A 26,175-nucleotide genomic window follows, 5' to 3' on the forward strand; every position below is an offset into this window, starting at 1 on the left:
GACCACGGTGCTGCGCTGCGTCGCCGGGCTGCAGCGCCTGGACGGCCGCTTCGCGCTGGACGGCGAGGTCTGGCAGGACGACACCTCCTTCCGCCCGACGCACGCGCGCCCCATCGGCTACGTCTTCCAGGAGGCCAGCCTGTTCCCGCACCTCGGCGTGCGCGCCAACCTGCTGTACGGCCAGCGCCGCACGGTGGGGCGCCGCGCCGGGTGCGCATCGCCGCCTCCGACGTCAGCTTGGCGCGGCATCCGCCCCAGGACAGCACGATCCTCAACGCGCTGCCCGGCCGGATCGCCGCCACCGAACCGCAGGACGGCGTGCAGGTGATGGCGCTGGGCGAGGACGGTGGAGGCGCGCGTCTGCTGGCGCGCGTCACCCGCAAGTCATGGGACGCCCTCGGCCTCGCACCGGGCCAGCCGGTGTCCGTGCAGATCAAGGGCGTCGCCCTGGTCAACCGGGAGGCGTCGGCCGCATAGCCATTCCTTTCCGCCCGTCCTCCAGGAGTGCCGCATGACCCTGAGATCCCTCGTGTTCGCCCTCGCCGTCCTCGTTGCACAGGCCGGCAACGCCGCTGCGCAGGACCTGTACGCCTATGTGGGCGCCGGCCTGCGCCCGCCGGTGGACGCGCTCATCGACGCGTTCGCGGCGGAAACCGGCATCACCGTGCGCGCGGAGTACGGCGGCTCCGGCCAGTTGCTGGCCCGCTTCGAAGAGACCGGCAAGGGCGATCTCTTCATCCCCGGCACCATGTTCTACACCGACAAGCTGGCGGAGAAGGGGGCGGTGGCCGCGGTCACCCGCCTCGTCGTGCATGGCCCGGTGCTGGCGGTGGCCCCCGGCAAGGCCGACCGCATCCGGAGCGTCGCCGACCTTGCCCAGCCCGGCGTGCGAGTCGGCCTGGGGGATCCGCAGGCGATGGCGCTCGGCCGCACGGCGGAGCAGATCCTCGACAAGTCCGGCCTCGGCGAGGCGGTGCGCAGGAACATCGCGGTGCGCGCCGCCACGGTGAAGCAACTCGCCCTCTATGTCCTCGACGGCAACGTCGACGCGGCGATCATCGGCAATTCGGAACTGGCGCAGAACCCCGGCAAGCTGGTGGCCATCGCCATCCCGCCCGAATGGTACGAGGCCGAATACGCCGCGGCGGCCGTGCTGAACACCGCCGCCCAGCCGGAGGCGGCCCGCCGCTTCGCCGCCTTCCTGGCGTCGGACAAGGGGCTCGCGACCTTCCAGCGTTTCGGCTTCCCGCCGGCGCCGCGGAACTGACGTGCGCCGTGCGCGGCCCCCGCACCCTCGACCTGCTGTTCGCGCCGCCGCTCGCGGTCGTCGTCATCCTGGTTCTGGGCGTGCTGCTGGCGTTGGGGGCTCGGCTGTCGCCGGAGGAGCTGTGGGCGGCGCTGCTGGCGCCGGAGACGCTGTTCGCGCTGCGGCTGTCGCTGCTCACCTCGCTGGCGGCGCTGGGCATGGCGGCGGCGCTCGGCGTGCCGGCGGGATGGCTGCTGGCACGGCGTTCCTTTCCGGGCAAGGCGGCGGTGGACACGCTGCTCGACCTGCCGCTGGTGATGCCGCCACTGGTCGCCGGCCTCGGGCTGCTGTTCCTGTTCGGCCGGCGCCTGCTGGGCGAGCCGCTGGTGCAGCTGGGACTAGAGATCCTGTTCTCGCCGCTGGGCGTGGTCGTCGCACAGGGCTTCGTCGCCACGTTGGTGCTGCTGCGCGCCGCCAAGGCGGCCTTCCTGGCGGTCGATCCGCGGATGGTCGAGGTCGCGGGAACGTTGCGGGCGGCCCCGTGGGACGTGTTCCGCTCGGTCGAACTGCCGCTGGCCGCCCCTGGCCTCGCCGCCGGCGCGGTGCTCGCCTGGGCTCGGGCGGTGGGCGAGTTCGGCGCCACGCTGATGCTGGCCGGCGCCACGCGCTTCCACACCGAGACGCTGCCGGTCGCCGTCTTCCTCAACATCGCCACGGGGGAGACCGGCGTGGCGGTGGCCTGCGCCCTGGTGCTGCTCGCGGTGGCGTTCGTGCTGCTGCTGGCGATCCGGTCCCTGGGCGCAAAGCCGCCCGGTCCGGCTCCGCGCACGTAGAGAGGCGGTCCCGTTGACGGGCTCCCCGGCCTGCCGGGGGAACGACCATGTTGTATCCGCGACAATACAGGATCACAAAGCCGACACTGGCCTGCGCACGCCGATCCTCCCACCGCCAACGCATTGATAATGATGGACGACCCCGGCTGGTCCGAGATTTGCTTGAGGACGCGGTGATCTTTATTTTGGCGGATTCCGACCATGCGCAACAGCTTGATCCCCGACTTCTACGGCTCCCCATCGACGCCGCTCGCTGTGGTCCTCGGGACCAACGAGATCGCCTCCGCCGTCACCGTCCATCTCACGTCCGCCGGGTATCCGGTCATTCTGAGCCACGACCCCTTCCCGCCGGTCATCCGGCGGGCGATGGCTTTCCACGACGCCCTGTTCGGTGAACGGCCCGTCGTCGAGGATGTCGCCGGCGAGCGGGCGGAAACGGCCTGGGAGATCGCGTCCGTGCTGGCGAAGCCCCATCATGTCGCGGTCACGCCGCTCCATCTGACCGATCTGATCGCGCTGCGGCCCCCCGAGATCCTGATCGACGCCCGCATGCAGAAGCACCGGGTCACACCGGATTACCGGCGTGTCGTCAACCTGACGATCGGGTTGGGTCCGAACTTCGCCGTGGACGTGAATTGCGACATCGCCATCGAGACGCGGCCAGCCAAGAACGGCAGCATCGTCCGGCGCGGCCGGACCGACGAGGCCGACGGCGTGGCCCGTTCACTCGGCGGGGTCGGCAAGGAGCGGTTCGTCTACTCCAGCCATGAGGGCCATTGGCACACGCCGTTCGAGATCGGGATGGGGACGACCAAGGGGGCCGTGCTCGGCCATCTGGACGGTCACCCGGTGGTGGCGCCCATCGATGGGGTGTTGCGCGGGCTCGCCCGCGACTCGTCGCTGGTCCCTGCCGGCGTGAAGCTGCTGGAGATCGACGCGCGCGGGGCTGCCGCCACATGGACGGGCATCGACGACCGCGGCCGCGCCATCGCCGAGGCCACCCTGCAGGCGATCGACCTGCATGCGCCCCACATCGACGGCGGGCATCGTGCGGCGGGCGCGTGCGTGATGTGAGAGGACACATGGACATGCGACAGGAACGGTGCCGTATCGCCGCCCTGCAGGGCGCATCGAGCGCGACCATCCAGGGCTTTCTGTCCGATTTCGCGGCACGACTGGCGGGGGAAGGCCGCAAGGTCGCCGGCGTGGTCGAGATCGCTGCGGCAGACGGACCGGCCTGCGGACAGCTTGCCCTGCGCGATCTTTCAACCGGATCCGTCTTTTCCATTTCACAGGATCTCGGCAGCGGTTCGAGTTCCTGCAACATGGACCCATCCGGGATCGCGGAGGCCTGCGCCGCGGTCGAGCGGTCGATCGCCGCGGGCGCCGACCTCATCATCATCAGCAAGTTCGGCAAGCTCGAAGCGGAGCGGGGCGGCATGCGGGACGCCTTTGCCGCCGCCGTCGCCGCGGGGTTGCCGATCCTGACCGCGGTATCGCCCGCCGTGGCGGAGGCGTGGAGCGTCTTCGCCGGGCCGCTGTCCCGGTTTCTGCCGGTCGATTCCACGTTGGTCCACGCCTGGTGGTCGGACATCCGTACGGCCCCCGACTTGCCCGCGGCCGGATGAGGGGCCACCAGGAGACGTCCACAATGCCGAAAGCTGGAAATGCGGCGGTGGCCCCGCCGGCGTCGTCGGTCGAGGTCGTCGTCCGGCTCGCCAACGGCGGTCGGGTGACTCCCGAAGATCTGGCCCTGATCGACGCCATCCGCACCGAACGGTCCATTCTCGCCGCGAGCCGGGCGACCGGCGTCTCCTACCGGAAATGCTGGCTGATGGTCGATGCGCTCAACCGGACCTTCGAGGTGCCGGTCTTTGCCACCTTTCCCGGCCGCCGTGGCGGTGGCGCGGAACTGACGGCGTTCGGCGAGCGGCTGGTCGCCCTGTACCGGTCGATTGAAAGACGCATGAGGACAGCCGCGGCGCCGTCCCTCGCCGAACTCACGGCGTCTCTCGATCCGGGCTATGAACCACGCGGCGTCGTGGTTTCGGAAGATCCGCCGTCTCGATCAGTTCCTTTCCGATCGCAACGGTCTTGATCATCACCCAGGCGCGGAGACCGACCTCCAGTCCCAACCGTTCCACCGATTCCGTGGTCACCAGGGCGTCGAGCCGCGTTGAGCCGAGATCGAAGGTGACGCGCACGAAGGGCAGGGTCAGCGATTCGATCGTGACGATGGTTCCCGGCAAGCGGTTGGTGATCGATACGTCCATCGGGCGCGACAAGGCGATCGACACGTCGCGCGCGTCGATGGTCACCCGCACCCCGGTGTCGACCGCTGCGGCGATCAGCGGCACGCGCAGTTCGCCATCGCCGAAGAACAGCGTCGACAGGCCGTAGCCCGGATCGTGCCTGAGCACCCGCGCCTCGAGCGTCGTTGCAACCGTCGGGGTTCGGGATTTCGGCCGCAAGGCACGCTGCAAGCTCATGGCTCCCCCCAACCGGGCGTCGGGCCAACGATCCCGGTCAACGCCAGCGAGGGCGGACGATGTCCGTCCGGCGCGCGGCGGAGAGCGAGCCGATTTCTTGGATTTTCCCCAGCAGTTGGATCTTGCCGGGGCCGGTCGAGCCCTTGCGGCTGAAGCCGGTGCAGCCGTCGTTTGGTCATGATCCGGGTGGTCCGCGGTTCCCTTGTCGGTTCACCGCGCATCCTACCATCGTCCATCGTTTCCCGCCGCCGATCCGTGATACCGACGGCGCTTGAAGGCTTCCATTGAGGTGCCGCCATTCCACCTGTCCGAGAATGGGAAGCAAGGTTCCACGGAACCCGATCCACCTGAGCATCCTGGCTCATCCTTGGTCGCCTTGTGAACATACGCCTCTCCGGATCGGCAGAGGCGACGTTCACGAGCGTCGGATGGTGTGCGCAAAACTCTGGAAACAGCGGACGCGATCGTTATGATCGCTTAGTCATAACCCTTTTGTCACACCCGCTTGATAGGTCCGGGCCGATCCATGATGTCAGCCGACCTTCCACTCGCAGAAGATGAGCGTGCACCTGCCGAGCAGGCCGCCACAGGCCCGGTCACGCTGGTCGTGGACGACGAGGAAGGAATCCGCAACTTCCTGTCGCGCAGCCTGGAGCGGCGCGGCTGGCGCGTTACGGCAGTAAGCAGCGCGGAAGAAGGCGCGCACCACCTGGAGCGGCATTGCGTCGACCTGATCATTCTCGACATCGCGCTGCCCGGTCGGTCGGGGCTGGAGTGGCTGAAGGATCTGCACGGCGCCGGTTTTGGCGGCGACGTCATCCTGATCACTGCCTTCGCCGATCTCGACACCGCTATCGAGGCGCTGCGTGCCGGGGCCGCCGACCTGATCCTGAAGCCGTTCCGCATCGAGCAGATCGTCACCGCCATCGGCCGCTGCGTCGAGCGGACGCGGCTCCAGCGCGAGAACTTCGTGCTGCGTCGCCAACTGGCCAAACGGCGCGGGTCCGGTGACGAGATCGTCGGTCGCTCGCCCGCCATCCTGCGTCTGCAGGCGCTCATCGAGCGGGTGGCGCCGTCGCCGTCCACCGTGCTGATCGAGGGCGAGTCCGGCGTCGGCAAGGAGCTGGTGGCGCGCGCGCTGCACACCCGCTCGCATCGGACAGAACGGCCGTTCGTGGCGCTCAACTGCGCCGCCGTGTCGGCCGACCTGATCGAGGCCGAGCTGTTCGGCCATCTGCGCGGCGCCTTCACCGGGGCCAAGGAGGCGCGCAAGGGCCTGTTCTATTACGCCCACGGCGGCACCCTCTTCCTCGACGAGATCGGCGAGCTGCCGCTGGCGCTGCAGTCGAAGCTGCTGCGCGTGCTGGAGGAGCGCCGCATCCGCCCGGTCGGCGGCGAGCAGGAGCTTCCCGTCGACGTCCGCGTGGTCGCCGCCACCAACCGCGACCTGAAGGCCGAGGTCGCCGCCGGACGCTTCCGGCAGGATCTGTTCTACCGCCTCGCCGTCATGACGCTCAGGGTGCCGCCGCTGCGCGAGCGCGGCGACGACGTGGTCGAGCTGGCGCGGCGCTTCATGGGCGTGCTGTCGCTGCGCCTCGGCGTGCCGCCGCTGGACATCGACCCGGAGCTGGAAGCGGCGCTGGTCGCGCACCCCTGGCCGGGCAACGTGCGTGAGCTGCGCAACCTCGTCGAGCGCGCGCTGCTGTTCGGCGAGTTCCCGTTGGAGGACCTCGGGCTGCCGGCCGGCGGCATCGAGACCGCGGGCGGCGGCGCGGACGGCCGGATGCTGGCTGAGGTGGAGAAGCGTCACATCCTCGCCGTGCTGGCGGAGAGCGGCGGGAACCGGGCGCGCGCCGCCCTGGCACTCGGCGTGTCGCGCAAGACGCTCGACCGGAAGTGCACGGAATGGGGCGTCTGACCACCCTGCGCGCGGTCCTTGCCGGGCATCTGACGCCGGTCACCGGGTCGGTGCGCCACAAGCTGCTGACGCTGGTCCTGGCGCCGCTGCTGCTCGGCGTGCCGGCGCTGCTGCTGATCGTCTGGGTCTGGGGCACGCACGGCTACAACCAGCTGCTGATCAACAAGGTGAGCGCCGACCTCGGCACCGCCCGACAATTCTTCGACCGGGTGCAGACCGGCGTCAGCGGCGGGCTGGAGGCGCTCGCCTCCTCGCACCGGCTGGCGCTGGCCCTCGACCGGCCGGGCGAACAGCCGGCAGACCGCGGGCTGGCGGCGCTGCTGGACGGCGCGGCCCTCCAGCAGGGGCTCGACTTCCTGCTGCTGCTCGACCCGCAGGGGCGCGTGCTGGCCGGCGGCGGCGCGGTGCGCGGCGGCGACCGCTCCGGCTGGGCGGTGGTCCGCTGGGCGCTGAACGGCGTCGGCACCCGCGGGCTGGAGGTGTTCGGACCGGAACAGCTGACGGCGGTCCACCCGGCGCTGCCGGCGCGCGCGCGCCTTCCGCTGGTGCCGACCCGCAACGCCGCCCCCACCGACCGCCGCGTCGAGGAGCGCGCGCTGGTCATCCATGCCGCGGTGCCGGTCGTCGGGCTCGACGGCGCACCGCTCGGCGTGCTGGAGGGCGGCGTGCTGCTCAACGGCAGCCAGAGCATCGTCGACCGCATCAACACGGCCGTCTACCAGGATGCGTCGCTGCCGCTCGGCAGCCAGGGCACCGCCACCCTGTTCCTCGACGATACCCGCATCGCCACCAACGTCCGTCTGTTCGAGGGGGAGCGCGCGCTCGGAACGCGCGCCTCGGCGGCGGTGCACCGGCAGGTGATCGGCGAGGGGCGGGTGTGGCTGGGCTCGGCCTTCGTGGTCGACGACACCTATGTCTCGGGCTATGAGCCGCTGGTCGACACCGAGGGGCGGCGCGTCGGCATGCTGTACGTCGGCTTCCTCGAAGCGCCGCTGCAGCAGGCGCTGTACCGCGCCATGGCGGTGCTCTTTCTGGCCTTCCTCGCGGTGTCGGGGCTCGGCACCCTGGCCGACCTGCGCTTCGCCCGCGCGATCTTCCGCCCGCTGGAGCGGATGAACCGGGTGATCGCCACCATCGAGGCCGGCGACGAGACGGCGCGCGCCGGCCCGACCGCGAGTCACGACGAACTGGGGCGGCTGTCACGGGCCTTCGACCATCTGCTGGACTCCCTGGCGGCGCGCCGGCAGGAGCTGGAACGCGCGGCCGAGAACCTCGACCGCAAGGTCGCCGAACGGACGGCCGAGCTGGAGGACGCCAACGCGACGCTCCGTCAGGCCCACCGCACCCTGATGATGAGCGAGAAGCTGGCGGCCATCGGCGAGCTGACCGCCGGCGTGGCGCACGAGATCAACAACCCGGTCGCGGTGATCCAGGGCAACCTCGACCTGCTGCGCGAAGTGCTGGGCGAGGCCGCCGATCCGGTGCGCGACGAAATCCGCCTGATCGACGAGCAGACCCACCGCATCCAGGCGCTCATCGCCAAGCTGTTGCAGTTCGCCCGGCCGGGCGACTTCGCCGGGCAGGCGGAACCCATCGACGTCAACGGTGTGGTCGTCGACGGACTCGTGCTCACCCGCCACACGCTGCGCCGCGGCCACATCCATGTGGAGACCCACCTGACCGCGACCCGCCGGGTCGAGATCAGCCGCGGCGAGCTGCAGCAGGTGCTGATCAACCTCGTGGTCAACGCCGCCCAGTCAATGCCGGATGGCGGCGCCCTGACGCTGGAGACCCGCGACGCGGAGGTGGAGGGTGAAGAGGGGATCGTGCTGTGCGTCCGCGACACCGGGCACGGCATCGCGGCGGACGTCCTGCACCGCATCTTCGATCCCTTCTTCACCACCAAGAAGACGGAAGGGACCGGCCTCGGGCTGTCGATCAGCTTCGCCATCGTCCAGCGCCAGGGCGGACGCATCACCGTCGACAGCGCCCCCGACACGGGCGCCACCTTCCGCGTCTGGCTGCGCCGGACCGCGTGCTTCGCCGATCAGCCGGCCTGAGCAAGGAAGGGATTCCGGCCGATCGGCGCGTAGCCGCCGTCGCCGACCAGCACGTCGAGCGCGAAGGACGCGAGGTCGTCGGCGATCGGATCGAGGTCGGGCGCCTTCTCGGCCAGCAGGAGCTTCAGGTGGCTCCCGCAGGCGTCGCAGGTCTCGGCGCGGGCGGGACCGTCCATGCCCTCGACGGTGCGCAGACCGATGCGGTTACCTTCGCCGCAGGCCACGCAGGCGCTGCGGACGTGGTGCCACGCCGTGTGGCACAGGCCGCAGTGCAGGTAACGCAAGCCGCTGACGTCCGATCCGGCGTGGATCACCCCGGCGACGGGAGCGCCGCCGCACACCGGGCAGGTCACGGCCGTCGCCGGTGCGGCGATGTCGGACGCTTTCAGCCCGCCGGCGTGCCGGGTCCAGGCGACCTGCAGCGCGCCGGCGACGAACGGCGCCGCCGTGAGGTCGTCCGGCAGCAGGGTGCCGGTGGTCAGGCGCGCGGCGAGCCCGTCCAGGGCGTCGGCGTCGGTCCAGGGCAAGCTGTCCAGCGCCTCCGCCGCAGGCGTGGGGAGTGCGCCGCGCAGACGGTCGCGCAACGAGTCCAGGTCGCGCCGCCATTGCGCCTCGGGCGTCGCCGGGGCGGACAGGGGAGCGGCCGCCAGCGCGTGCTGGGCCTCGCTCAGCAGCGCCACGAACTCCAGCCAGGCGGACAGCGGGTGACCGGGGGCGAGGCGGCGCAGCCGGTCGGCACGGCGCCGGAACAGGATGGCCGGATCAGGCAGGCGCACCGGGGCGGGCGAGCGGCCAGGCTGCAGCCCGGCGGCGGTGATGGCGTCGGCGATGTCGGTAGCGGGGGCAAAGGCGGGCTGGGTCATGCGGGAAAGTCTCTGGCTGGCTGGGTGCACAGCCGGATTGCAAGATCCGTACAAGAACTCTTTCCCCTTGCAGGAGTGGGAAAGGGACCTTTTGAGGATGCGGGCCATGGACAATCTGTCCCCCGGCCTCGGACAAAATGTCCACATTTATTGTCTGGCTATCCGAAATTCCTCAAGAATACGGACCCTCCTGGGCTGGCACGAAACCTGCCATGGGGCGGCGCGGCGCCCGGCTCCGCACCGGGCGCGCTCAGAACAGCGCTTCCCCGGGAGGAACCATGCAACTCAGTCGGCGGCAGTTCATGAAGGTCGGTGCTGGAGGGCTCGCCGCCTCCAGCGTGGCGGCGCTGGGCTTCCTGCCCGCGACCGCACTGGCGGAGGTGCGGCAGTTCAAGCTGGCCCACGCCAAGGAGATCCGCAACACCTGCCCCTACTGCTCGGTCGGCTGCGGCCTGCTGATGTACAGCCTGGGCGACGGCGCCAAGAACGCCAAGGCGGAGATCGTCCACATCGAGGGCGACCCCGACCATCCGGTCAGCCGCGGCTCGCTGTGCCCGAAGGGGGCCGGCCTGCTGGACTTCGTGCACAGCCCGAACCGCCTCAAGTACCCCGAGGTGCGCGAGGCCGGCAGCTCGCAGTGGAAGCGCATCTCCTGGCACGAGGCGGTCGCGCGCATCGCCCGCCACGTCAAGGACGACCGCGACGCCAACGTCGTCGCGAAGAACGACCAGGGCGTGACGGTCAACCGCTGGACGTCCACGGCGATGCTCACCGCCTCGGCCTCGTCGAACGAGACCGGCATCCTGACGCAGAAGTTCATGCGCTCGCTGGGCATCGTCGGCACCGACGCGCAGGCCCGCGTCTGCCACGGCCCCACCGTGTCGGCGCTCGCCTCGACCTTCGGGCGCGGCGCCATGACCAACACCTGGGTGGACATCTCCAACGCCGACTTCGTCCTGGTCATGGGCGGCAACCCGGCCGAGGCGCACCCGGTCGGCTTCAAGTGGGCGGTCGAGGCGAAGAAGCGCGGCGCCCGGCTGGTGGTGGTCGATCCGCGCTTCAACCGCTCGGCCGCCGTCGCCGACGAGTACGTGCCGATCCGCGCCGGCTCCGACATCGTGTTCCTCGGCGGCATCATCAACTGGCTGATCGCCAACGACAGGATCCAGTGGGAGTACGTCAAGGCGTACACCAACGCCAGCTATCTCGTGGACGAAGGCTTCGGCTTCGAGGACGGGCTGTTCTCCGGCTTCGACCAGGGCAAGGGCCAGTACGACCGCAAGACCTGGAACTACCAGTTCGACGAGGCCGGCAACGCCAGGACCGACCCGACGCTCCAGCATCCGCGCTGCGTGTGGAACCTGATGAAGGCCCATTACGCGCGCTACACGCCGGACGTCGTCACCGACCTGACCGGCAGCCCGAAGGACGGATTCCTGACGGTCTGCCGCTACCTCGGCGAGACCTCGGCGCGCGACAAGGTCGGCACCATCCTCTACGCGCTGGGCTGGACGCAGCACACGGTGGGCGCCCAGAACATCCGCACCATGGCGATGATCCAGCTTCTGCTGGGCAACATCGGCATGCCGGGCGGCGGCGTCAACGCGCTGCGCGGGCATTCCAACATCCAGGGCCTGTCCGACCTCGGCCTGCTGTCCACCAGCCTGCCCGGCTACCTGACGCTGCCCAACGAGAAGGCGCACCCGACCTTCGCCGAGTACGTCGCCAAGACGACGCCGAAGGCGCAGCAGCCGGGGCAGCTCAATTTCTGGGGCAACACGCCGAAGTTCTTCGTCAGCCTGCTGAAATGGTTCTGGGGCGACGCCGCCACCAAGGCCAACGACTGGGGCTACGACTGGCTGCCCAAGTGGGACAAGATGTACGACGTGCTGCAGGTCATGGACCTGATGCACAACGGCAAGGTCAACGGGATGATCGTCCAGGGCTTCAACCCGCTGACCTCGTTCCCCGACGCGCGCAAGACCGTCGCCTCCTTCTCCAAGCTCAAGTACATGGTGGTGATCGACCCGATCGCCACCGAGACGGCGTCGTTCTGGCGCAACCACGGCGAGTTCAACGACGTCGATCCGGCCGCCATCAAGACCGAGGTGTTCCGCCTGCCGTCCACCTGCTTCGCCGAGGAGGACGGAGCCATCGTCAACTCGGCGCGTTGGCTGCAGTGGCACTACAAGGGCGCGCAGGCGCCGGGCGAGGCCAAGACCGACCAGGAGATCATCGCCGAGCTGTTCCTGGCGATCCGCGACCTCTACCGCAAGGAGGGCGGCAAGGCGCCGGAACCGATCCTCAACCTGTCCTGGCCCTACAGGAAGCCGGAGGAGCCGACCCCGGAGGAACTGGCGAAGGAGCTGAACGGCCGCGCGCTGGCCGACATCCCCGACCCCAAGGACCCGACCAAGTTCCTGATCCGCAAGGGCGAGCAGATTCCGGGCTTCGCGCTGCTCCAGGACGACGGCTCGACCATGTCGGCGTGCTGGATCTTCGCCGGTTGCTGGACGCAGGCCGGCAACCAGATGGCGCGGCGCGACAACACCGACGCCGGCCTCGGCAACACGCCGGGCTGGGCGTGGGCGTGGCCGGCCAACCGCCGCATCATCTACAACCGCGCCTCCTGCGACCCCGCGGGCAAGCCGTGGGACCCGAAGCGCGCGCTGATCGCCTGGAACGGCGAGCGCTGGGGCGGCGCCGACGTGCCCGACTTCAAGATCGACGCCGCACCGTCGAGCGGCATGAACCCCTTCATCATGAACCCGGAGGGCGTCGGCCGGCTGTTCGCCACCGACAAGCTGGTGGACGGCCCCTTCCCCGAGCACTACGAGCCGATGGAAAGCCCGCTCGGCACCAACCCGCTGCACCCCAAGGTGGTCACCAGCCCGGCGGTGCGCATCTTCAAGGCGGATCGGGAGCGGCTGGGGACGCGCGACCAGTTCCCCTACGTCGGCACCACCTACCGCCTGACCGAGCACTTCCAGTTCTGGACCAAGAGCGTGGCGCTCAACGCCATCGCCCAGCCGGAGCAGTTCGTCGAGATCGGCGAGGCGCTGGCCGCCGAGAAGGGCATCCGCACCGGCGACAGCGTGCGGGTCAGCTCAAAGCGCGGCTTCATCAAGGCCAAGGCGGTGGTCACCAAGCGGGTCAAGGCGCTGAAGGTCAGCGGCCAGACCGTCCATCAGGTCGGCATCCCGCTGCACTGGGGCTGGGAGACGGTGGCGCGCAAGGGCTTCCTGTCCAACACCCTGCCGCCGGCGGTGGGCGACTGCAACACCCAGACGCCGGAATACAAGGCGTTCCTCGTGAACGTCGAGAAGATCGTCGGAGCCTGACGCCATGACCCTGCAATCCCTGGACATCAAACAGCGTTCGGCCAGCCCGACCACGGCCCCGGAAGCGCGCAACCCCACCGAGATCGCCCAGCTCATCGACGTGTCGGTGTGCATCGGCTGCAAGGCCTGCCAGGTCGCCTGCTCGGAGTGGAACGAGCTGCGCGCCGACGTCGGCACCTGCGTCGGCGTCTACGACAACCCCACCGACCTGTCGTCGCAGGCGTGGACCGTCATGCGCTTCGCCGAGGTGGAGGAGAACGGCAAGCTGGAGTGGCTGATCCGCAAGGACGGCTGCATGCACTGCACCGAGCCGGGCTGCCTGAAGGCCTGCCCGTCGCCGGGCGCCATCGTGCAGTTCAAGAACGGCATCGTCGATTTCCATCAGGAGAACTGCATCGGCTGCGGCTACTGCGTCTCCGGCTGCCCGTTCAACGTGCCGCGCCTCAGCCCGAAGGACGGCAAGGCGTACAAGTGCAACATGTGCTCCGACCGCGTGGCGGTCGGGCTGGAGCCGGCCTGCGTCAAGACCTGCCCGACCGGCGCCATCCAGTTCGGCTCGAAGGAGGACATGAAGGAGGTGGCCGCCGCCCGCGTCGCCGACCTGAAGAGCCGCGGCTACAGGAACGCCGGCCTCTACGACCCGCCGGGGGTGGGCGGCACGCACACCATGTACGTGCTGCACCACGCCGACACGCCCGAGCAGTATTCCGGCCTGCCCGCCGACCCGGCGATCAGCACCGCCGTCGGCCTGTGGAAGGGGCCGCTGAAGCCGCTCGCCACCGTCGGGCTGGCCGCCGCCGGCCTGTTCGGCTTCTTCCACTACACCACCGTCGGCCCGAACCGGGCGGACGGGGACACCCATGAGACCCATGAGGAGGACCGGTCATGACGGAAAAGCTGATCCAGCGCTACAGCGCCGCCGAGCGGATCAACCACTGGGTCGTCGCGGTGTGCTTCGTGCTGCTGGCGATCTCCGGGCTGGCGTTCTTCTACCCGGCCTTCTTCTGGCTGACCGGCGTGTTCGGCACGCCGGAGCTGGCGCGCATCGTCCACCCCTTCGTCGGGGTGGTGATGTTCGTCGCCTTCGCCCGCCAGTTCTTCCGCTACTGGCACCACAACCTGCTGAACCGCGAGGACGTCAAATGGATGGTCGCGGTGAAGGAGGTGCTGAAGGGCAACGAGGTCGGCGACATCGGCCGCTACAACGGCGGGCAGAAGGCGATGTTCTGGGTGATGGTGCTGTGCCTGCTGTTGCTGCTGGGCTCCGGCATCATCGCCTGGCGGCCATACTTCGCCGCCTCCTTCCCGATCCCGCTGATCCGCATCGCGCTGCTGGTCCACGCGGCGAGCGCCCTGGTGCTGATCTCCTCCATCGTCGTGCACGTCTACGCGGCGCTGTGGGTGCAGGGCACGATCCGCGCCATGGTCGAGGGCGTGGTCACCCACGGCTGGGCGAGGAAGCACCACCCGCGCTGGTTCCGCGAGAGCACCCGCGGCAAGGCCTGACCGGGAGGAGGATGCCATGCCGTTGGACATGATTGCCGAACCCGCCTTCCCGGCCGTCCACCGCACGACCGTGCTGCGCCTGGAGCACGGCCGCGCCGAATCCGCCGACGACCATCTGGTCGAGGAGGTGCCGGTGGCGCTGGTCTACAACCGCATCTCGCACGCGGTGATGCTGGCCTCGCCGGAGAACCTGGAGGACCTGGCGCTCGGCTTCAGCCTGTCGGAGGGCATCCTGGCCGACCGCGACGAGCTGTTCGGCGTCGCCGTCCGCGCGGGCTGCGACGGGCTGGAGGTCCACATGGACATCCCGTTCGAGCGGTTCGTCGCGCTGAAGGACCGCCGGCGCAGCATGACCGCCCGCACCGGCTGCGGCCTGTGCGGGGTGGAGAAGCTGGACTCGGTGGCGCGGGTCAAGGGCACGGTGGCGCGCGGCGCCCCCGTGCCCGTCGCGGCGGTCGCCCGGGCGCTCGACGCCTTCGCCGGGCAGCAGCGCCTGCACCGCCTGACCGGGGCGGTGCACGGCGTCGCCTGGGTCGACCGGACCGGCACCATCCGGGCGGTCCGCGAGGACGTCGGCCGGCACAACGCGCTCGACAAGCTGATCGGCTGGCTCGCCGCCACGGGGACCGACGTGACCGACGGCTTCGTCCTGACCTCCAGCCGCGCCAGCTTCGAGATGGTGCAGAAGGCAGCAGCGGTGGGCATCGGCTGCCTGGTGGCGATCTCCGCGCCCACCGCGCTGGCGGTGCGGCTGGCCGAGGGCTGCGGCCTGACGTTGGCCGGCTTCGCCCGCGGCCAGCGCCTCGTGGTCTACAGCCAAGCCGGCTTTCTTGTGGTTTGACGGACACGCCGATCAAGGAGGCGCCCGAAGCCGTCTGCTGCCCGGGTTCGGCCATGGCGATGCCGTTCCCCGGGGAAACTGCGCGGCCGCAAAGCCGCCGCGCTGGTGGACGAGGCGATGAAGATGACCGGTGTCCGGCGTACGGTCGGCACCGCCGTGCTCAACGCGCCTGCGCAGGCTGCGGCGGTACGGCAGTCCTGAGGTCCTGCCGCCATCAGCCATTGGCATTGACGACTGGGCGTAGCGGCGCAACCAGCGCTACGGAACGCTCATCTGCAACCTCGATCGCCACCGCACGATCGCGCCGCTCCCCAACCGCGAGCCGGCGACGCAGGACATGCTGCCCCTCACGCAACATCCCTTCTTTTTGGAAGGCCTTTGCAACCCACTTGCGCCCAATACAAATAATCAGGCCCATGTTCTTTTGACAAAAGCCGTTATAGACTATCTCACCATAACGCTTTAGAAGACAATGCTGTTTCATTTTATAATTGACGCGCGATCGCGAGGCGATCACAGTCCTGTCGGTTCATAACACTATGCAGTCCCCGATGACGCCCAACTGAGCCGATACGGTGGGAAGGCGCCCGCAGCGCTCGGCTGCCTCCCAATCCATTGGCTTTGGGAACAGTCCACCCTCAGGACCGGCGGTGGCACCAAGTACGGAGCGGCATGCGTGACTCCTCCAGTCGGCGTTCGGTGGAACCGACAAGCGAGGCACAGATGCCGGTCGGCGTTCCGGTGGGGTTATAGGCCCCGCGGGCCTGCCGATACGTCAGGGCATGTCGACATGCGTTGAAACAGCGAAAGGCAGGCACTCATGGCCAACACGACAGCGGAGCTCGAGGCGCTCCTCATGCAGCGATCGCTGACCGACGCGCAGCTTCTGGAGGCCGCCGAGGCGGCGGCGGACTTCCGGATCCTGCCGGATGCGACGGTGATCAAGATCGGCGGGCAGAGCGTCATCGACCGTGGCCGGGCCGCCGTCTATCCGCTGGTGGACGAGATCGTCGCCGCCCGCAAGGCCCACCAGCTGCTCATCGGGACCGGCGCCGGCACCCGGGCCCGGCACCTCTACTCGATCGCGGCGGGACTGAGCCTGCCGGCGGGCGTGCTCTCGCAGCTCGGCGCGTCGGTCGCCGACCAGAACGCCGTGATGCTGGGGCAGCTCCTCGCCAAGCACGGCATCTCCGCGGTCGGCGGCGCCGGGCTCTCGGCGGTGCCGCTCTACCTCGCCGAAGTGAACGCCGTCGTCTTCAGCGGCATGCCGCCCTACGCGCTGTGGATGCGCCCCGCACCCGAGGGCGTCATCCCGCCCTACCGCACCGACGCCGGGTGCTTCCTCGTCGCCGAACAGTTCGGCTGCAAGGCGATGATCTACGTGAAGGACGAGGACGGCCTCTACACCGCGAACCCGAAGACATCGAAGGACGCCACCTTCATCCCGAAGATCTCGGTCGACGAGATGAAGGCGAAGGGGCTGCACGATTCGATCCTCGAGTTCCCGGTGCTCGACCTGCTCAAGGACGCCCGCCACATCCGCCAGGTGCAGGTCGTGAACGGCCTCGTCCCCGGCAACCTGACCCGCGCGCTCGCCGGCGAGCATGTCGGCACGATCATCACCGCGAGCTGAAGGACCACCGCCATGTCTGAATCCACCACCAGCATCAAGCACGTGGCCTCTCCGCTCGCGCGTCAGACCCTGCTCGACGGCGACCTCACCCGCCCGGTCGCCGGCCGGCGCCCGATCCGGCTCCTGCCCTGGCTGCAGGTCGTGAAGATCGGCGGACGCGCCATCATGGATCGCGGCCACGAGGCGATCCTGCCGATCGTCGAGGAACTCCGGAAGCTCCTGCCCGAGCATCGCCTGCTTATCCTGACCGGTGCCGGCGTCCGCGCCCGGCACCTCTACGGCGTCGGCCTCGACCTCGGCCTGCCGGTCGGGTCGCTGGCTCCGCTCGCCGCCAGCGAGGCCGGCCAGAACGGCCACATCCTGGCCTCGTTGCTGGCGCCGGAAGGCGTCTCCTACATCGAGCACCCCACCATCGCGAGCCAGCTCGCCATCCACCTCTCCGCCGCCCGCGCGGTGGTGGGGAGCGCCTTCCCTCCGTATCACCACCACGAGTTCCCGACCTCGCGCATCCCGCTGCACCGGGCCGATACCGGCGCGTTCCTGCTCGCCGACGCCCTCGGCGCGGCCGGCCTCACCATCGTGGAGGACGTGGACGGGGTGTACACCGCCGACCCCAAGGGCCCCGGCGGGGAGCAGGCGAAGTTGCTCCGCGAGACGACCGCCGCCGACCTCGCCAAGCTCGAGGGCACGCTGCCGTTCGACCGCGCGCTCCTCGAGGTCATGGCGAACGCACGCCACCTCGAGCGCGTGCAGGTGGTGAACGGACTCGTGCCGGGCCGGCTCACCGCCGCGCTGCGCGGCGAGCACGTCGGGACGATCATCCACACCGGCGCGCGTCCAGCCTGAGCGCACGCCCTGCCCCCCTGGCCGCGCCAACCGGCCGCCAGGGGACGCAGCGGCTAACGCGTCTTCGCCGGCAGGCCGACCGGGTCGAAGCCGTAGCGCGCCAGGATGGCCTGCCCCTCGGGAGAGAGGATGTAGAAAGCGAGTCCCACGGCCGCCGGTCCGGCGTCCTTTATCACCGCCAGCCCGTACTCCGGGCCGACCCGCATGGCGGTCGGAACCTCGACGACCTGAAGCTCCGGCATCTGCGCGACGCGCAGGCGGGCGCTGGTGCAGTAGCCGATTACGAGATCGACGCGGCCGTCCGCGAGGGCCGCCACCGCCGGATCCCTGCCACCGACGTCCGCATTGCTGGTCGCACCGCCGACGATCTGCTGGGCCTTGCCCTCCAGCGTGGCGAAGCTGCCCGGCTTGAGGGCGTCGGCGATGCGGAACATCGCCCAGGTATAGTCTCCCGCCGGATCGGCCTTCGGCGTCGACGTCCCCAGCTTGACCGCCGGGTCGAGCAGGGTTTCGAGAAAGTTGCCGGGGGACAGCCCGATGGCGGGCTTCGCCACCGCGCACAAGGCGTTGCGGGTGAACATCGCGACGTGGGACGCCCGTCCCTGGTCGCGCAGGGTCAGCGGATGCCCCATGTCGGCCGAGGCGAAGACATGGACGGTCTCGCCCTTCTCGATGCGTTCGCGCATCAGCCCGGAGGGCCCGAACGCCGTCTTCACCAAAACGCCGTTGGCCTCGCCAAAGCGCCGGGTGATCTCCGTCATGACCTCCTTGAGGCTGCCCGCACCGGTCAGCACGAGATCCTCCGCGTGAGCCGGCAGGCTTGCCAGAGCGGCGACGGCGAGGGAGGAAAGGGCACGGATCAAGCGAGGCACGGGGCGTTCCATTGCAGAGCATCGATATATATGATTGGATACAGCGATACCCGTCACCGGTCAACCGTGGCCATGGAGCGCCGCCCGCCTTTGCCGGGTGTCGCTTACGCCTTCACGTAGACCCAGGCTTCGGCACCGGATTTCAGACGCACGGCAACGCGCTTGTAGTCGGAGACCTCGTAGGCGTCGGCCGCCGCAAGTTCGGCCGGCGTGATCTCGAACAGCGTGCCGGGCACCTCGTCCTGCGGATCGCCACTGGCGCTGACGACCGGATGAAAACGCTTGCCGCTGGTGCGGATCACCTCCGGGTCGGTGATCTCCAGCATCGACCGCCGGTAGCCCGGCATGGCGTCGCTCCGGCCGGACAGCCGGCGCCCGAAGGACGCCATCTGGACATCCTCCTGCTGGAGCGTCCCGTAGGAGAAGAGGAAAACGGTGCCCGCATCGCTCATGACCGTGTGAACCTCCTGGCTGCAAAGGGCGGGGTTCCGGACGTCCCGGTCCGGTGCATCCTGCCCTGAGCCGGCCCGACGATCAACCGGAGGTTTTAGGATCCGGTCAGCAGCCGGCGCCGGGCCCGTCGGCCGGGAGCGATGGCGGCCCGAGGGCGTCGCCGTAGCACTCGGCATGATGAGAACAGGCGTCGCAGATCCTGGCCCGGCCGGCGGGTCGCCCCTCGGCGTGCAGGCGCTCGTAGAAGAAGCGCTTCCAGCGCAGCTTGCGGGTGTTGGCGGCGGCCAGCGGGTGGAAGTGGCGCGCCAGCAGCTCCGCCAGGGCGCTGCGCCCCGTCAACCCCAGGGAGCGCCAGAGGTGGTCGTTCTCGACGCAGGCCCGGGCGATTATGGCGGCGAGTGCGGATGTCACCGGATGCGTCCCGCTGCGGTGGCGCAGAAGCAGATCGTGAAAGTCACGCTCCTCCCGGGCCAGCCGCTCGACGTCGCGCGCGGCCGTCTCCGCATCGGGAACGGGTATGGGGCGGCACTCGGTCTCCGCCCCGGCCAAACGATGGACGTGGCGGGAAAAGCAGCTCTCCGGGTCCCAGCCGGCCGCCGCCGCCGGGAAGTGGGTGGTCACCAGGGCGGCCAGGGCGTCCGTGGGCAGGCCCAGCGCGCGCGTGTACGCCGCACCGCCGCCGCTGCACCGGCGCAGCAAAATCCAGCCCAGGACCTGCGCATCGGCGGTGTCGCCGGAGCGCGCGCACGTCATCAGGCATTCATAGGCCGCGACCGCCGCCATTTCCGCCCCATCCGCAGTGTCATGGTGTTCCAGATACACTGGGGGCCGATCCGAGGGAAGCCGGCCGGGAGAACGCCCGGCTTCGATCGGGTTGGTTTCGATGGTCAGGCGTCGGCCTTGCCGGCGCTTTTCAGCGACAGGAGCACCGATGCCGGCGGCGGCTGCCGGACAGCGTGGCGCATCCGTCCTTGGCGCGGACCCGGCCATTTCGGCTTCCGATCTGGACGGTCACGGCAAGGCCAGGGCGTAGCGCACGAAGCCGTCCGCCGCCGCGAAGCGGTCGTACAGGCGCCGCGCCGCCGCGTTGTCGGCGCGGGTGTGCCAGTAGACCCCGCTCCAGCCGCAGGAGCGGCCCAGGTCCAGGAGATCGCGGATCATGGCCTCTCCCGCCCCCGTACGGCGCCGGACCGGATCGACGAACAGATCCTCCAGATAGCACAGCGGGGCGAGCGACCAGGTGCCGGGATGCAGGACGCAGACCGCGAACCCGATCACGCGCTCGTCCAGCATGGCAAGCCGCGCGAAGACCGGCGACGCCGGATCGAGAATGCGCCGCCAGGTGGCGGTGGTGACCTCCTCGGGCACCACCGCCTCGTAGAAGGCGTTGTAACCGCTCCACAGGACGCGCCAGACGGCCTCGTCGCCGGGCAAGGGGTCGCGGATCCGGATCATGGCCAGCGACCGGTCACAGCGGGGTGATGCCGTGTTCCTGGTAGATCGCCTCCACCGCCTGCTTGAACTCGGCCGGCGAGAAGTCGTAGCCGGCGCTGCGGACGAAGGCCCAGTTGGCGGCCTCATCCTCGGTGTCATTGACAGCGCGGCGGAACGGCTCGTCCGAGCGCATGCGCTTGATATAGGCGATGGCGGATTCGACGGACATGGGTGGGCTCCTTCGCGGCCGGGTCAGGCGGTGGCGGCCAGTTCGGCCAGCGCGGCATCAACGGGTTTCCCGGCGTAGCGGTCGCTGGCCTCGATCCCGGCCTCGGCCAGCATCTGCCGCGGCGCCGCGCCGACCTTGGCCACCAGCAGCGTCCGGCAATCCTTCAGCATGCGGATGATGGTGGCCCGGCGGTCCTCCCCGTCCTCCGCGTGGGCGTCGATCCGCCGCCGCTCCAGCAGGCGGGCACTGGCGGTGTCCACGCCGTAGATGAGGAACTCCTCGGCCTGACCGAAATGCTGGTCGATCAGTCCGCCTTCGGTGCCGCCGACCGCGACGCGAAAGCGTTCTTCCGCGCCCGCAGGCGCCGTGGTGTTTCCGGTGTCGATGGGCATGGCCGCTCCGTTCCTGTTCGCATGGATGCGCGTCTCCGGGCAGCAAGCGGCATGCCATTCCCCGCACCGGCCGACAGCGTGCGGAGCCGCCCGTGCGCCGTACGAAAACGTACGATCCCGGTCCGGTGCGACGTTTCGGTACGAAATGCCGTGCTCCAACGGGGGCCGGTCCGGCAGGCGGCAGCGGCCGGCACGCTGGCCCGCTTCTTGCGCCCGGATCCGCACCACAGCGGAGAAGTATCATGGTCGATCAACCGCCCAACCCTTCCTTGGCGACCTGCGGCATCTGCACGATCCGCCTCGAACAGCTCTGCACCCGGCGGGCTTGGTGGTTCCGCGTCTTCCGCGAGGCGCTGGCCAGCGGAATCCGCCTGTTCGCCATCGCCTACCGGATCCCGCGCGACGCCTGCACGGCACGGTCGCCGATGTGCCGGCGCTGCCTGCGCTTCCGCAAGAACGCCCTGAAGGAGCGGTCGCGGCTGTTCACCTGGCTGGACGGCCATCTCAACCCGCTGTTCAACCGCGTGCGCGACTCCCTGCTGACGCCCGCGGAGCTGGAGCAGGCGCGGACGCTGGCCCGGCGCGCCGCCGACCGGGATTTCGCGGGGGAGGACGTGCGGCGGCCTTGAGCGGCCCTGGCATGCCCCTTGCTCTGCCATCCCGGCGCAACACGGAGGCTCCGCATGAAGCCGAACGAGATCCAGGCCCTGCTGACCGAGCCGGCCTGCGCCCACAGCCGGCCGAACAAGGCGAAGGGCGGCTGCCCGAAGCCGCAGCCGGGGTCCACCCAGGGCGGCTGCGCCTTCGACGGCGCGCGCAACGCCCTGCTGCCGATCGCCGACGCCGCCCACATCGTGCACGGGCCGATCGGCTGCGCCGGCAGTTCGTGGGACGGCCGTGGCACCCGCTCCAGCGGGGCGGCGCTGTTCCGCATCGGCATGACCACCGACCTCACCGACATCGACGTCATCCTCGGACGCGGCGAGAAGCGGCTGTTCGAGGCCATCCGCCAGACCGTCGAGACGCACCGGCCGGCCGCGGTCTTCCTCTACGCCACCTGCGTGCCGGCGCTGTCCGGCGACGACCTCGCCACCGTCGCCAGGGCGGCGCAGGCGCGCTTCGGCGTGCCGGTGATCCCGGTCGACTGCGCCGGCTTCTACGGCAACAAGAACCTCGGCAACCGCATCGCCGGCGATGCGGTCATCAAGCACGTCATCGGCACCCGCGAGCCCGACCCGGTGCCCGAGGCCGCGCAGCGCCCCGGCGTCCGCACCCGCGACGTCACCCTGATCGGCGAGTGGAACGTCGGCGGCGAGTTCTGGAACGTCGCCCCGCTGTTCGACGAGCTGGGCCTGCGCGTCCTGTGCACGCTGTCCGGCGACAGCCGGTTCCGCGAGGTGCAGACCATGCACCGCGCCGAGGCCAGCATGGTGGTCTGCTCCAAGGCGATGCTGGGCGTCGCCCGCCACCTGCACGAGCGCCACGGCATCCCCTTCTTCGAAGGCAGCTTCTATGGCGTCGAGGACACCTCGGAGGCGTTGCGCGGCTTCGCCCGCCTGCTCGGCGACGACGACCTGAGCGCCCGCACCGAAGCGCTGATCGCCCGCGAGAAGGCAACGGTCGAAGCGGCCCTGGAGCCCCTGCGCGAGCGGTTGCGCGGCACGCGCGTGCTGATCTTCACCGGCGGCTACAAATCGTGGTCGGTGGTCTCGGCCATGCAGGATCTCGGCATGACCGTAGTCGCCACCGGCACCGAGAAGTCCACCGAGGAGGACAAGGCCCGCATCCGCGCCCTGATGGGGCCGGACGCGCTGATGATCTCCGACAACGACCAGATCACGCTGCTGAAGACCTTCGCCGAGTGCCGGGCCGACATCCTGATCGCCGGCGACCGCTACATCTACCCAGCGTTGAAGACGCGCGTGCCGTTCCTCGACATCGACCACGTGCGCCGCATCGGCTACGCCGGCTACACCGGCATGGTCGAGCTGGCCCGGCAGCTCGTGGCGTCGGTCGAGAACCCGGTGTGGGCGCAGGTCCGCAAGCCCGCCCCGTGGGCCGGCCGGCGCGCCGCCCCGGCGCTGTACGCGTGAGGGCCGCCCGCATGACCGACGTCCTCACCCCCGCCAAGCCGCTCAGCGTCAGCCCGCTCAAGGTCAGCCAGCCGGTCGGCGCCTCGCTGGCCTTCCTCGGGCTGGCGCGCACCATGCCGCTGGAGCACGGCGCCCGCGGCTGCACCTCGTTCAACAAGCTTTTCTTCATGCGCCACTTCCGCGAGCCGATCGCGCTGCAGACCACGGCCATGGAGCAGACCACCACCGTGCTCGGCGCCGACGGCAACGTGGTCGAGGCGCTGCGCACCATCGCCGAACGCACCCGGCCGGAGATCGTCGGCCTGATCTCCACCGGCCTGTCGGAGATGCAGGGCGCCGACATCCCGCGCACCGTCAAGGCGTTCTGCGCCGAGCACCCGCAGCACGTCGGCATGGCGGTGGTGCCGGTGGGCGCCACCGACACGCTGGGCTGCCTGGAGACCGGCTTCGCGCTCGCGGTCGAGGCGATCGTCGAGGCCCTGGTGCCGGAGGGGCGCGAATCCGGCCACCGGCCGCGGCAGGTCAACGTGCTGGCGCCCGCCATGCTCACCCCCGGCGACGTCGAGGCGCTGAAGGAGTGGGTCGAGGCGTTCGGCCTGGAGCCCATCGTCCTGCCCGACCTCGCGGATTCGCTGGACGGGCACCTGACGCCGGAAGGCTATTCGCCGCTGACCTACGGCGGCACCACCCGAGCCGCCATCGCCCGCATGGGCCAGTCGGCCGCCACGCTGGTGATCGGCCGCTCGCTGGGGCGCGCCGCCGACCGGCTGAAGGAACGCACCGGCGTGCCGGATCACCGCTTTGACGGCCTGATGGGGCTGGACGCCTGCGACGCCTTCACCGACACGCTCGCCACGCTGTCCGGCCGGCCGGTGCCGGCCCGCGTCGAGCGCTGGCGCGACCAGCTGCGCGACGCCATGGTCGATTGCCAGTTCCAGCTCGGCGCCGCCCGCGCCGCCATCGCCGCCGACGCCGATTTGCTGGCCTCGCTGGCCGCGGCGCTGGCGGCGGCGGGGGTGCAGGTGACGGCCGCCGTCGCCACGGCGCGCGCCCCGGTGCTGGACACCCTGCCCACCGACGTGGCGGTGGTCGGCGACCTGGAAGACCTGGAGACGCTGGCGCGCGAGCACGGCGCCGACGTCCTGATCGCCAACGCGCACGGGGTCGAGACGGCGGCGCGGCTGGGGGTGCCGCTGGTGCGCGCCGGCTTCCCGCTCTACGACAGCTTCGGCGCCGCCGCCCGCTGCTGGATCGGCTATCGCGGCAGCCGGAACACGCTGTTCGACCTCGCCAACACGCTGGCCGCGGCGTGGCGCGAGATCCCGCCCTACCGCTCGGTCTACTGGCAGGGCACGCCGCGCGCGGCCGAGGTGCCGAACGAAGGAGGACACCAGCGATGATCCGAGTGGCCTTCGCCTCCGACGACCAGGCGCACGTCAACCTGCACTTCGGCGGCGGCGAGCGCTTCGTCGTCTACGACGTCCGCCCCGGCGAGGCCGACCTCGTCACCGTCGCCGAGTTCGTCCGGGCCCAGCAGAAGGGCGTCAACGCCGAGCGCGCGCCCGGCGAGCCGCCGCCTTCCGCCCCCGATCCGGATGCGCCGGTGGAGGACAAGGTGGCGGTCAAGCTCGCTTTCCTGGAGGGCTGCTCGGCGGTCTACGCCGCCTCCATCGGTGCCTCGGCGATCAAGCGGCTGATGGCGGCGGGCATCCAGCCGATCATCGTCGACAAGGGCCACGACATCCTCGACCTGCTGAACGAGGTCAGCCTCGCCCAGGTGCACGGCGGCCTGCCCTGGGTGACGCGCGCCCTGCGCGCCGCGGGCGCCCCCGCCGCACCGGCCCGCGGCGCCACCGTCCACCGCCTCATCACCTCCATCGACGACATGGATTGACCCGTCATGAAACCCGCCCTCTGCGACATCGCCCTGCCCGCCGCCGACTACCGCCGGCTCCTGCCCGAGGTCCGTACCCTCGGCTTCCTCGGCCTGGAGGTGGCGCCGCAGCGCATCGCTCCCGATGGCCCGCCCACGGCGGCGCAGGTCACCGCCCATCGCCGCACAGTCGAAGGGGCTGGACTGCGGGTCGTGGGACTCAACGCCCTGCTCGCCGGCCAACCCAACCTCGGCATCTTCACCACCGGCGAGGCGCTGCGGCGGACACGCGACCATCTGGTTGGCCTCTCGGCGGTGTGCCGCGATCTGGGCGGGCGCACGCTGATCCTCGGCGCCGGCGGCCGGCAGCGCGGGGCGCTGCCGCTGAAGGACGCGTGGCTGGCCTGCCGCGCCTTCCTGGAGGATCTCCTGCCACGCATCGAGGAGCACGGCACCGTGCTGTGCTTCGCGCCGCTCGGCCGCTCGGGCGGGGACTTCGGCACCACCGCCACCGACTGCCGCATCCTCGCCGACGCGCTGGACCACAGCTCGCTCGGCCTGCAACTGAACAGCGCCGCCCAGGTCGAGAACGGCGATACCGGCCATGTGCCCTTCAACGCCTCCCGCGGGCGGCTCGACCAGTTCTGCGTCTGCGAACCGGGGCTGGCGGTGCCGGAGGCCGAAGGGGCGGGTCGCCACGCCGATTTCCGCCGCCACCTCGCCTCCATCGCCTACGCGGGCTGGCTGACGTTGCGGCAGCGGCCGACGGCGCACCCCGAGGACGGCCTTCGGCAGGGCTGGGCCCTGCTGAAGGAGGTCTACCTGCGCAGCGACAGCCGCACCTTCATGCCGCCGATCCGTCCCACCCTGCACCTGCAGCGGATCGCCGCTCCCTGAACCCGGCCGGCCGCCGTTTTGCGTTGCAATGGGTCTATCGTTGTATTTGAATGAACATAACGTCGGGAGCGACCTCACCATGACCGCACCCCCTGATACGCCCACCGACCAGGATGCGGTGCGCCGCCGCCTCATCGCCGCCGTCATCGAGGAACTGCGGCCGATGCTGCAGTACGACAGCGGCGACATCGAGCTGGCGGAGATCGTCGGCGACGTGGTGCGCGTCCGCCTGAAGGGGGCCTGCGTCGGCTGCGGCCTCGCCGGCCAGACGCTGGGCACGGTGCGCCGCCGGCTCATGGAGGTTCTGGGCGCTCCCATCCGGGTCCTGCCGGCGCCCCTGCCATGACGGTGGTTGC

Annotated in this window: 29 protein-coding genes and 1 pseudogene; 21 read left to right on the forward strand and 9 right to left on the reverse strand. The window is 70.3% G+C overall.

Going from position 1 to position 26,175, the window contains the following annotated elements:
- The 7 genes and pseudogenes from TSO221_RS21830 to TSO221_RS21855 form a co-directional block, all read left to right on the forward strand.
- Positions 1-328: pseudogene (locus tag TSO221_RS21830) on the forward strand (hypothetical protein); the annotation flags it as partial.
- Positions 319-477, forward strand: coding sequence for a TOBE domain-containing protein (locus TSO221_RS36030; RefSeq protein WP_247878177.1), 159 nt, complete (start codon positions 319-321; stop codon positions 475-477). The pseudogene TSO221_RS21830 and the gene TSO221_RS36030, both read left to right, overlap by 10 nt.
- A 34-nt stretch (positions 478-511) precedes the next feature.
- Entirely contained in the window at positions 512-1,267 is a 756-nt protein-coding gene (modA, locus tag TSO221_RS21835) for a molybdate ABC transporter substrate-binding protein (RefSeq protein ID WP_109120637.1), read from the forward strand.
- An 8-nt stretch (positions 1,268-1,275) separates the two neighbouring features.
- Positions 1,276-2,079: an ABC transporter permease gene (locus tag TSO221_RS21840; RefSeq protein ID WP_247878178.1), complete on the forward strand. Its 804-nt coding sequence runs from the start codon at positions 1,276-1,278 to the stop codon at positions 2,077-2,079.
- A gap of 201 nt (positions 2,080-2,280) precedes the next feature.
- A complete protein-coding gene (locus TSO221_RS21845; protein WP_109120638.1) occupies positions 2,281-3,153 on the forward strand; it encodes a xanthine dehydrogenase in 873 nt (290 codons plus the stop codon).
- Between the two features lie 8 nt (positions 3,154-3,161).
- Entirely contained in the window at positions 3,162-3,707 is a 546-nt protein-coding gene (locus TSO221_RS21850; protein WP_109120639.1) for a DUF2478 domain-containing protein, read from the forward strand.
- 23 nt (positions 3,708-3,730) lie between these two features.
- Positions 3,731-4,177 carry a LysR family transcriptional regulator gene (locus tag TSO221_RS21855; protein ID WP_109120640.1) on the forward strand — a complete coding sequence of 149 codons (447 nt, stop codon included), beginning with the start codon at positions 3,731-3,733 and terminating at the stop codon, positions 4,175-4,177.
- On the opposite strand, the gene TSO221_RS21860 is transcribed toward TSO221_RS21855, so the two are convergent.
- Entirely contained in the window at positions 4,080-4,568 is a 489-nt protein-coding gene (locus TSO221_RS21860; protein ID WP_109120641.1) for a TOBE domain-containing protein, read from the reverse strand. The genes TSO221_RS21855 and TSO221_RS21860 overlap by 98 nt on opposite strands.
- 607 nt (positions 4,569-5,175) lie before the next feature.
- Here TSO221_RS21860 and TSO221_RS21865 point away from each other — a divergent pair.
- Both TSO221_RS21865 and TSO221_RS21870 read left to right on the forward strand, forming a co-directional pair.
- Complete coding sequence (locus TSO221_RS21865; protein WP_247878179.1) at positions 5,176-6,486, forward strand: sigma-54 dependent transcriptional regulator; 1,311 nt, start codon at positions 5,176-5,178, stop codon at positions 6,484-6,486.
- Positions 6,474-8,546 (forward strand): HAMP domain-containing sensor histidine kinase, encoded by a 2,073-nt coding sequence (locus TSO221_RS21870; RefSeq protein WP_109120642.1) that lies wholly within the window; start codon positions 6,474-6,476, stop codon positions 8,544-8,546. The genes TSO221_RS21865 and TSO221_RS21870 overlap by 13 nt, the downstream gene beginning before the upstream one ends.
- Here TSO221_RS21870 and TSO221_RS21875 read toward each other — a convergent pair.
- A complete protein-coding gene (locus TSO221_RS21875; RefSeq protein WP_109120643.1) occupies positions 8,534-9,409 on the reverse strand; it encodes a formate dehydrogenase accessory protein FdhE in 876 nt (291 codons plus the stop codon). The genes TSO221_RS21870 and TSO221_RS21875 overlap by 13 nt on opposite strands.
- Before the next feature lie 278 nt (positions 9,410-9,687).
- Between TSO221_RS21875 and fdnG the strand changes: the two genes are divergently transcribed.
- From fdnG to fdhD, 4 genes are read left to right on the forward strand one after another with little or no spacing between them, the layout of a single operon-like run.
- Positions 9,688-12,750, forward strand: coding sequence for a formate dehydrogenase-N subunit alpha (gene fdnG, locus TSO221_RS21880; protein ID WP_109120644.1), 3,063 nt, complete (start codon positions 9,688-9,690; stop codon positions 12,748-12,750).
- A 4-nt stretch (positions 12,751-12,754) separates the two neighbouring features.
- Entirely contained in the window at positions 12,755-13,639 is an 885-nt protein-coding gene (gene fdxH / locus TSO221_RS21885) for a formate dehydrogenase subunit beta (RefSeq protein ID WP_109120645.1), read from the forward strand.
- The gene (locus TSO221_RS21890) at positions 13,636-14,256 is read left to right on the forward strand and encodes a formate dehydrogenase subunit gamma (RefSeq protein ID WP_109120646.1); all 621 of its coding nucleotides are present in this window, start codon (positions 13,636-13,638) and stop codon (positions 14,254-14,256) included. Before fdxH ends, TSO221_RS21890 begins: the two co-directional genes overlap by 4 nt.
- A gap of 16 nt (positions 14,257-14,272) precedes the next feature.
- On the forward strand, positions 14,273-15,097 hold the full coding sequence (gene fdhD / locus TSO221_RS21895) for a formate dehydrogenase accessory sulfurtransferase FdhD (protein WP_109120647.1): 825 nt from the start codon (positions 14,273-14,275) through the stop codon (positions 15,095-15,097).
- A gap of 214 nt (positions 15,098-15,311) precedes the next feature.
- Here the strand turns inward: fdhD and TSO221_RS35090 are convergent, their stop codons facing one another.
- Complete coding sequence (locus TSO221_RS35090; RefSeq protein ID WP_146208870.1) at positions 15,312-15,614, reverse strand: hypothetical protein; 303 nt, start codon at positions 15,612-15,614, stop codon at positions 15,312-15,314.
- 339 nt (positions 15,615-15,953) lie between these two features.
- Between TSO221_RS35090 and TSO221_RS21900 the strand changes: the two genes are divergently transcribed.
- Complete coding sequence (locus TSO221_RS21900; RefSeq protein WP_247878180.1) at positions 15,954-16,730, forward strand: uridine kinase; 777 nt, start codon at positions 15,954-15,956, stop codon at positions 16,728-16,730.
- A 12-nt stretch (positions 16,731-16,742) separates the two neighbouring features.
- Complete coding sequence (locus TSO221_RS21905) at positions 16,743-17,576, forward strand: molybdenum storage protein subunit alpha (RefSeq protein ID WP_109120649.1); 834 nt, start codon at positions 16,743-16,745, stop codon at positions 17,574-17,576.
- Positions 17,577-17,629: 53 nt separating this feature from the next.
- On the opposite strand, the gene TSO221_RS21910 is transcribed toward TSO221_RS21905, so the two are convergent.
- From TSO221_RS21910 to TSO221_RS21935, 6 genes are all read right to left on the reverse strand, one after another.
- Entirely contained in the window at positions 17,630-18,448 is an 819-nt protein-coding gene (locus TSO221_RS21910; protein ID WP_247878181.1) for a molybdate ABC transporter substrate-binding protein, read from the reverse strand.
- 104 nt (positions 18,449-18,552) lie between these two features.
- On the reverse strand, positions 18,553-18,900 hold the full coding sequence (locus TSO221_RS21915; RefSeq protein ID WP_109120651.1) for a gamma-glutamylcyclotransferase family protein: 348 nt from the start codon (positions 18,898-18,900) through the stop codon (positions 18,553-18,555).
- Positions 18,901-19,006: 106 nt separating this feature from the next.
- Complete coding sequence (locus TSO221_RS21920) at positions 19,007-19,684, reverse strand: nitrogen fixation protein NifQ (protein WP_109120652.1); 678 nt, start codon at positions 19,682-19,684, stop codon at positions 19,007-19,009.
- A gap of 228 nt (positions 19,685-19,912) precedes the next feature.
- On the reverse strand, positions 19,913-20,356 hold the full coding sequence (locus TSO221_RS21925) for a GNAT family N-acetyltransferase (RefSeq protein WP_199229573.1): 444 nt from the start codon (positions 20,354-20,356) through the stop codon (positions 19,913-19,915).
- A 13-nt stretch (positions 20,357-20,369) separates the two neighbouring features.
- Entirely contained in the window at positions 20,370-20,564 is a 195-nt protein-coding gene (locus TSO221_RS21930) for a Nif11-like leader peptide family natural product precursor (RefSeq protein ID WP_109120653.1), read from the reverse strand.
- 23 nt (positions 20,565-20,587) lie between these two features.
- Positions 20,588-20,956: a NifB/NifX family molybdenum-iron cluster-binding protein gene (locus TSO221_RS21935; protein ID WP_109120654.1), complete on the reverse strand. Its 369-nt coding sequence runs from the start codon at positions 20,954-20,956 to the stop codon at positions 20,588-20,590.
- Positions 20,957-21,198: 242 nt separating this feature from the next.
- Between TSO221_RS21935 and TSO221_RS21940 the strand changes: the two genes are divergently transcribed.
- The 6 genes from TSO221_RS21940 to TSO221_RS21965 all read left to right on the forward strand — a co-directional run bounded on the left by TSO221_RS21940 (position 21,199) and on the right by TSO221_RS21965 (position 26,165).
- The gene (locus TSO221_RS21940) at positions 21,199-21,585 is read left to right on the forward strand and encodes a hypothetical protein (RefSeq protein ID WP_109120655.1); all 387 of its coding nucleotides are present in this window, start codon (positions 21,199-21,201) and stop codon (positions 21,583-21,585) included.
- Between the two features lie 54 nt (positions 21,586-21,639).
- Positions 21,640-23,049 carry a nitrogenase iron-molybdenum cofactor biosynthesis protein NifE gene (gene nifE / locus TSO221_RS21945; RefSeq protein WP_109120656.1) on the forward strand — a complete coding sequence of 470 codons (1,410 nt, stop codon included), beginning with the start codon at positions 21,640-21,642 and terminating at the stop codon, positions 23,047-23,049.
- An 11-nt stretch (positions 23,050-23,060) separates the two neighbouring features.
- Complete coding sequence (gene nifN, locus TSO221_RS21950; RefSeq protein WP_109120657.1) at positions 23,061-24,449, forward strand: nitrogenase iron-molybdenum cofactor biosynthesis protein NifN; 1,389 nt, start codon at positions 23,061-23,063, stop codon at positions 24,447-24,449.
- On the forward strand, positions 24,446-24,943 hold the full coding sequence (locus TSO221_RS21955) for a NifB/NifX family molybdenum-iron cluster-binding protein (protein WP_109120658.1): 498 nt from the start codon (positions 24,446-24,448) through the stop codon (positions 24,941-24,943). The genes nifN and TSO221_RS21955 overlap by 4 nt, the downstream gene beginning before the upstream one ends.
- A gap of 6 nt (positions 24,944-24,949) precedes the next feature.
- The gene (locus tag TSO221_RS21960) at positions 24,950-25,819 is read left to right on the forward strand and encodes a sugar phosphate isomerase/epimerase (protein WP_109120659.1); all 870 of its coding nucleotides are present in this window, start codon (positions 24,950-24,952) and stop codon (positions 25,817-25,819) included.
- A 79-nt stretch (positions 25,820-25,898) separates the two neighbouring features.
- Entirely contained in the window at positions 25,899-26,165 is a 267-nt protein-coding gene (locus TSO221_RS21965; protein ID WP_109120660.1) for a NifU family protein, read from the forward strand.
- Positions 26,166-26,175 lie beyond the last annotated feature (10 nt).

This window comes from Azospirillum sp. TSO22-1 (genome assembly GCF_003116015.1).
Taxonomy (GTDB): Bacteria; Pseudomonadota; Alphaproteobacteria; order Azospirillales; family Azospirillaceae; genus Azospirillum.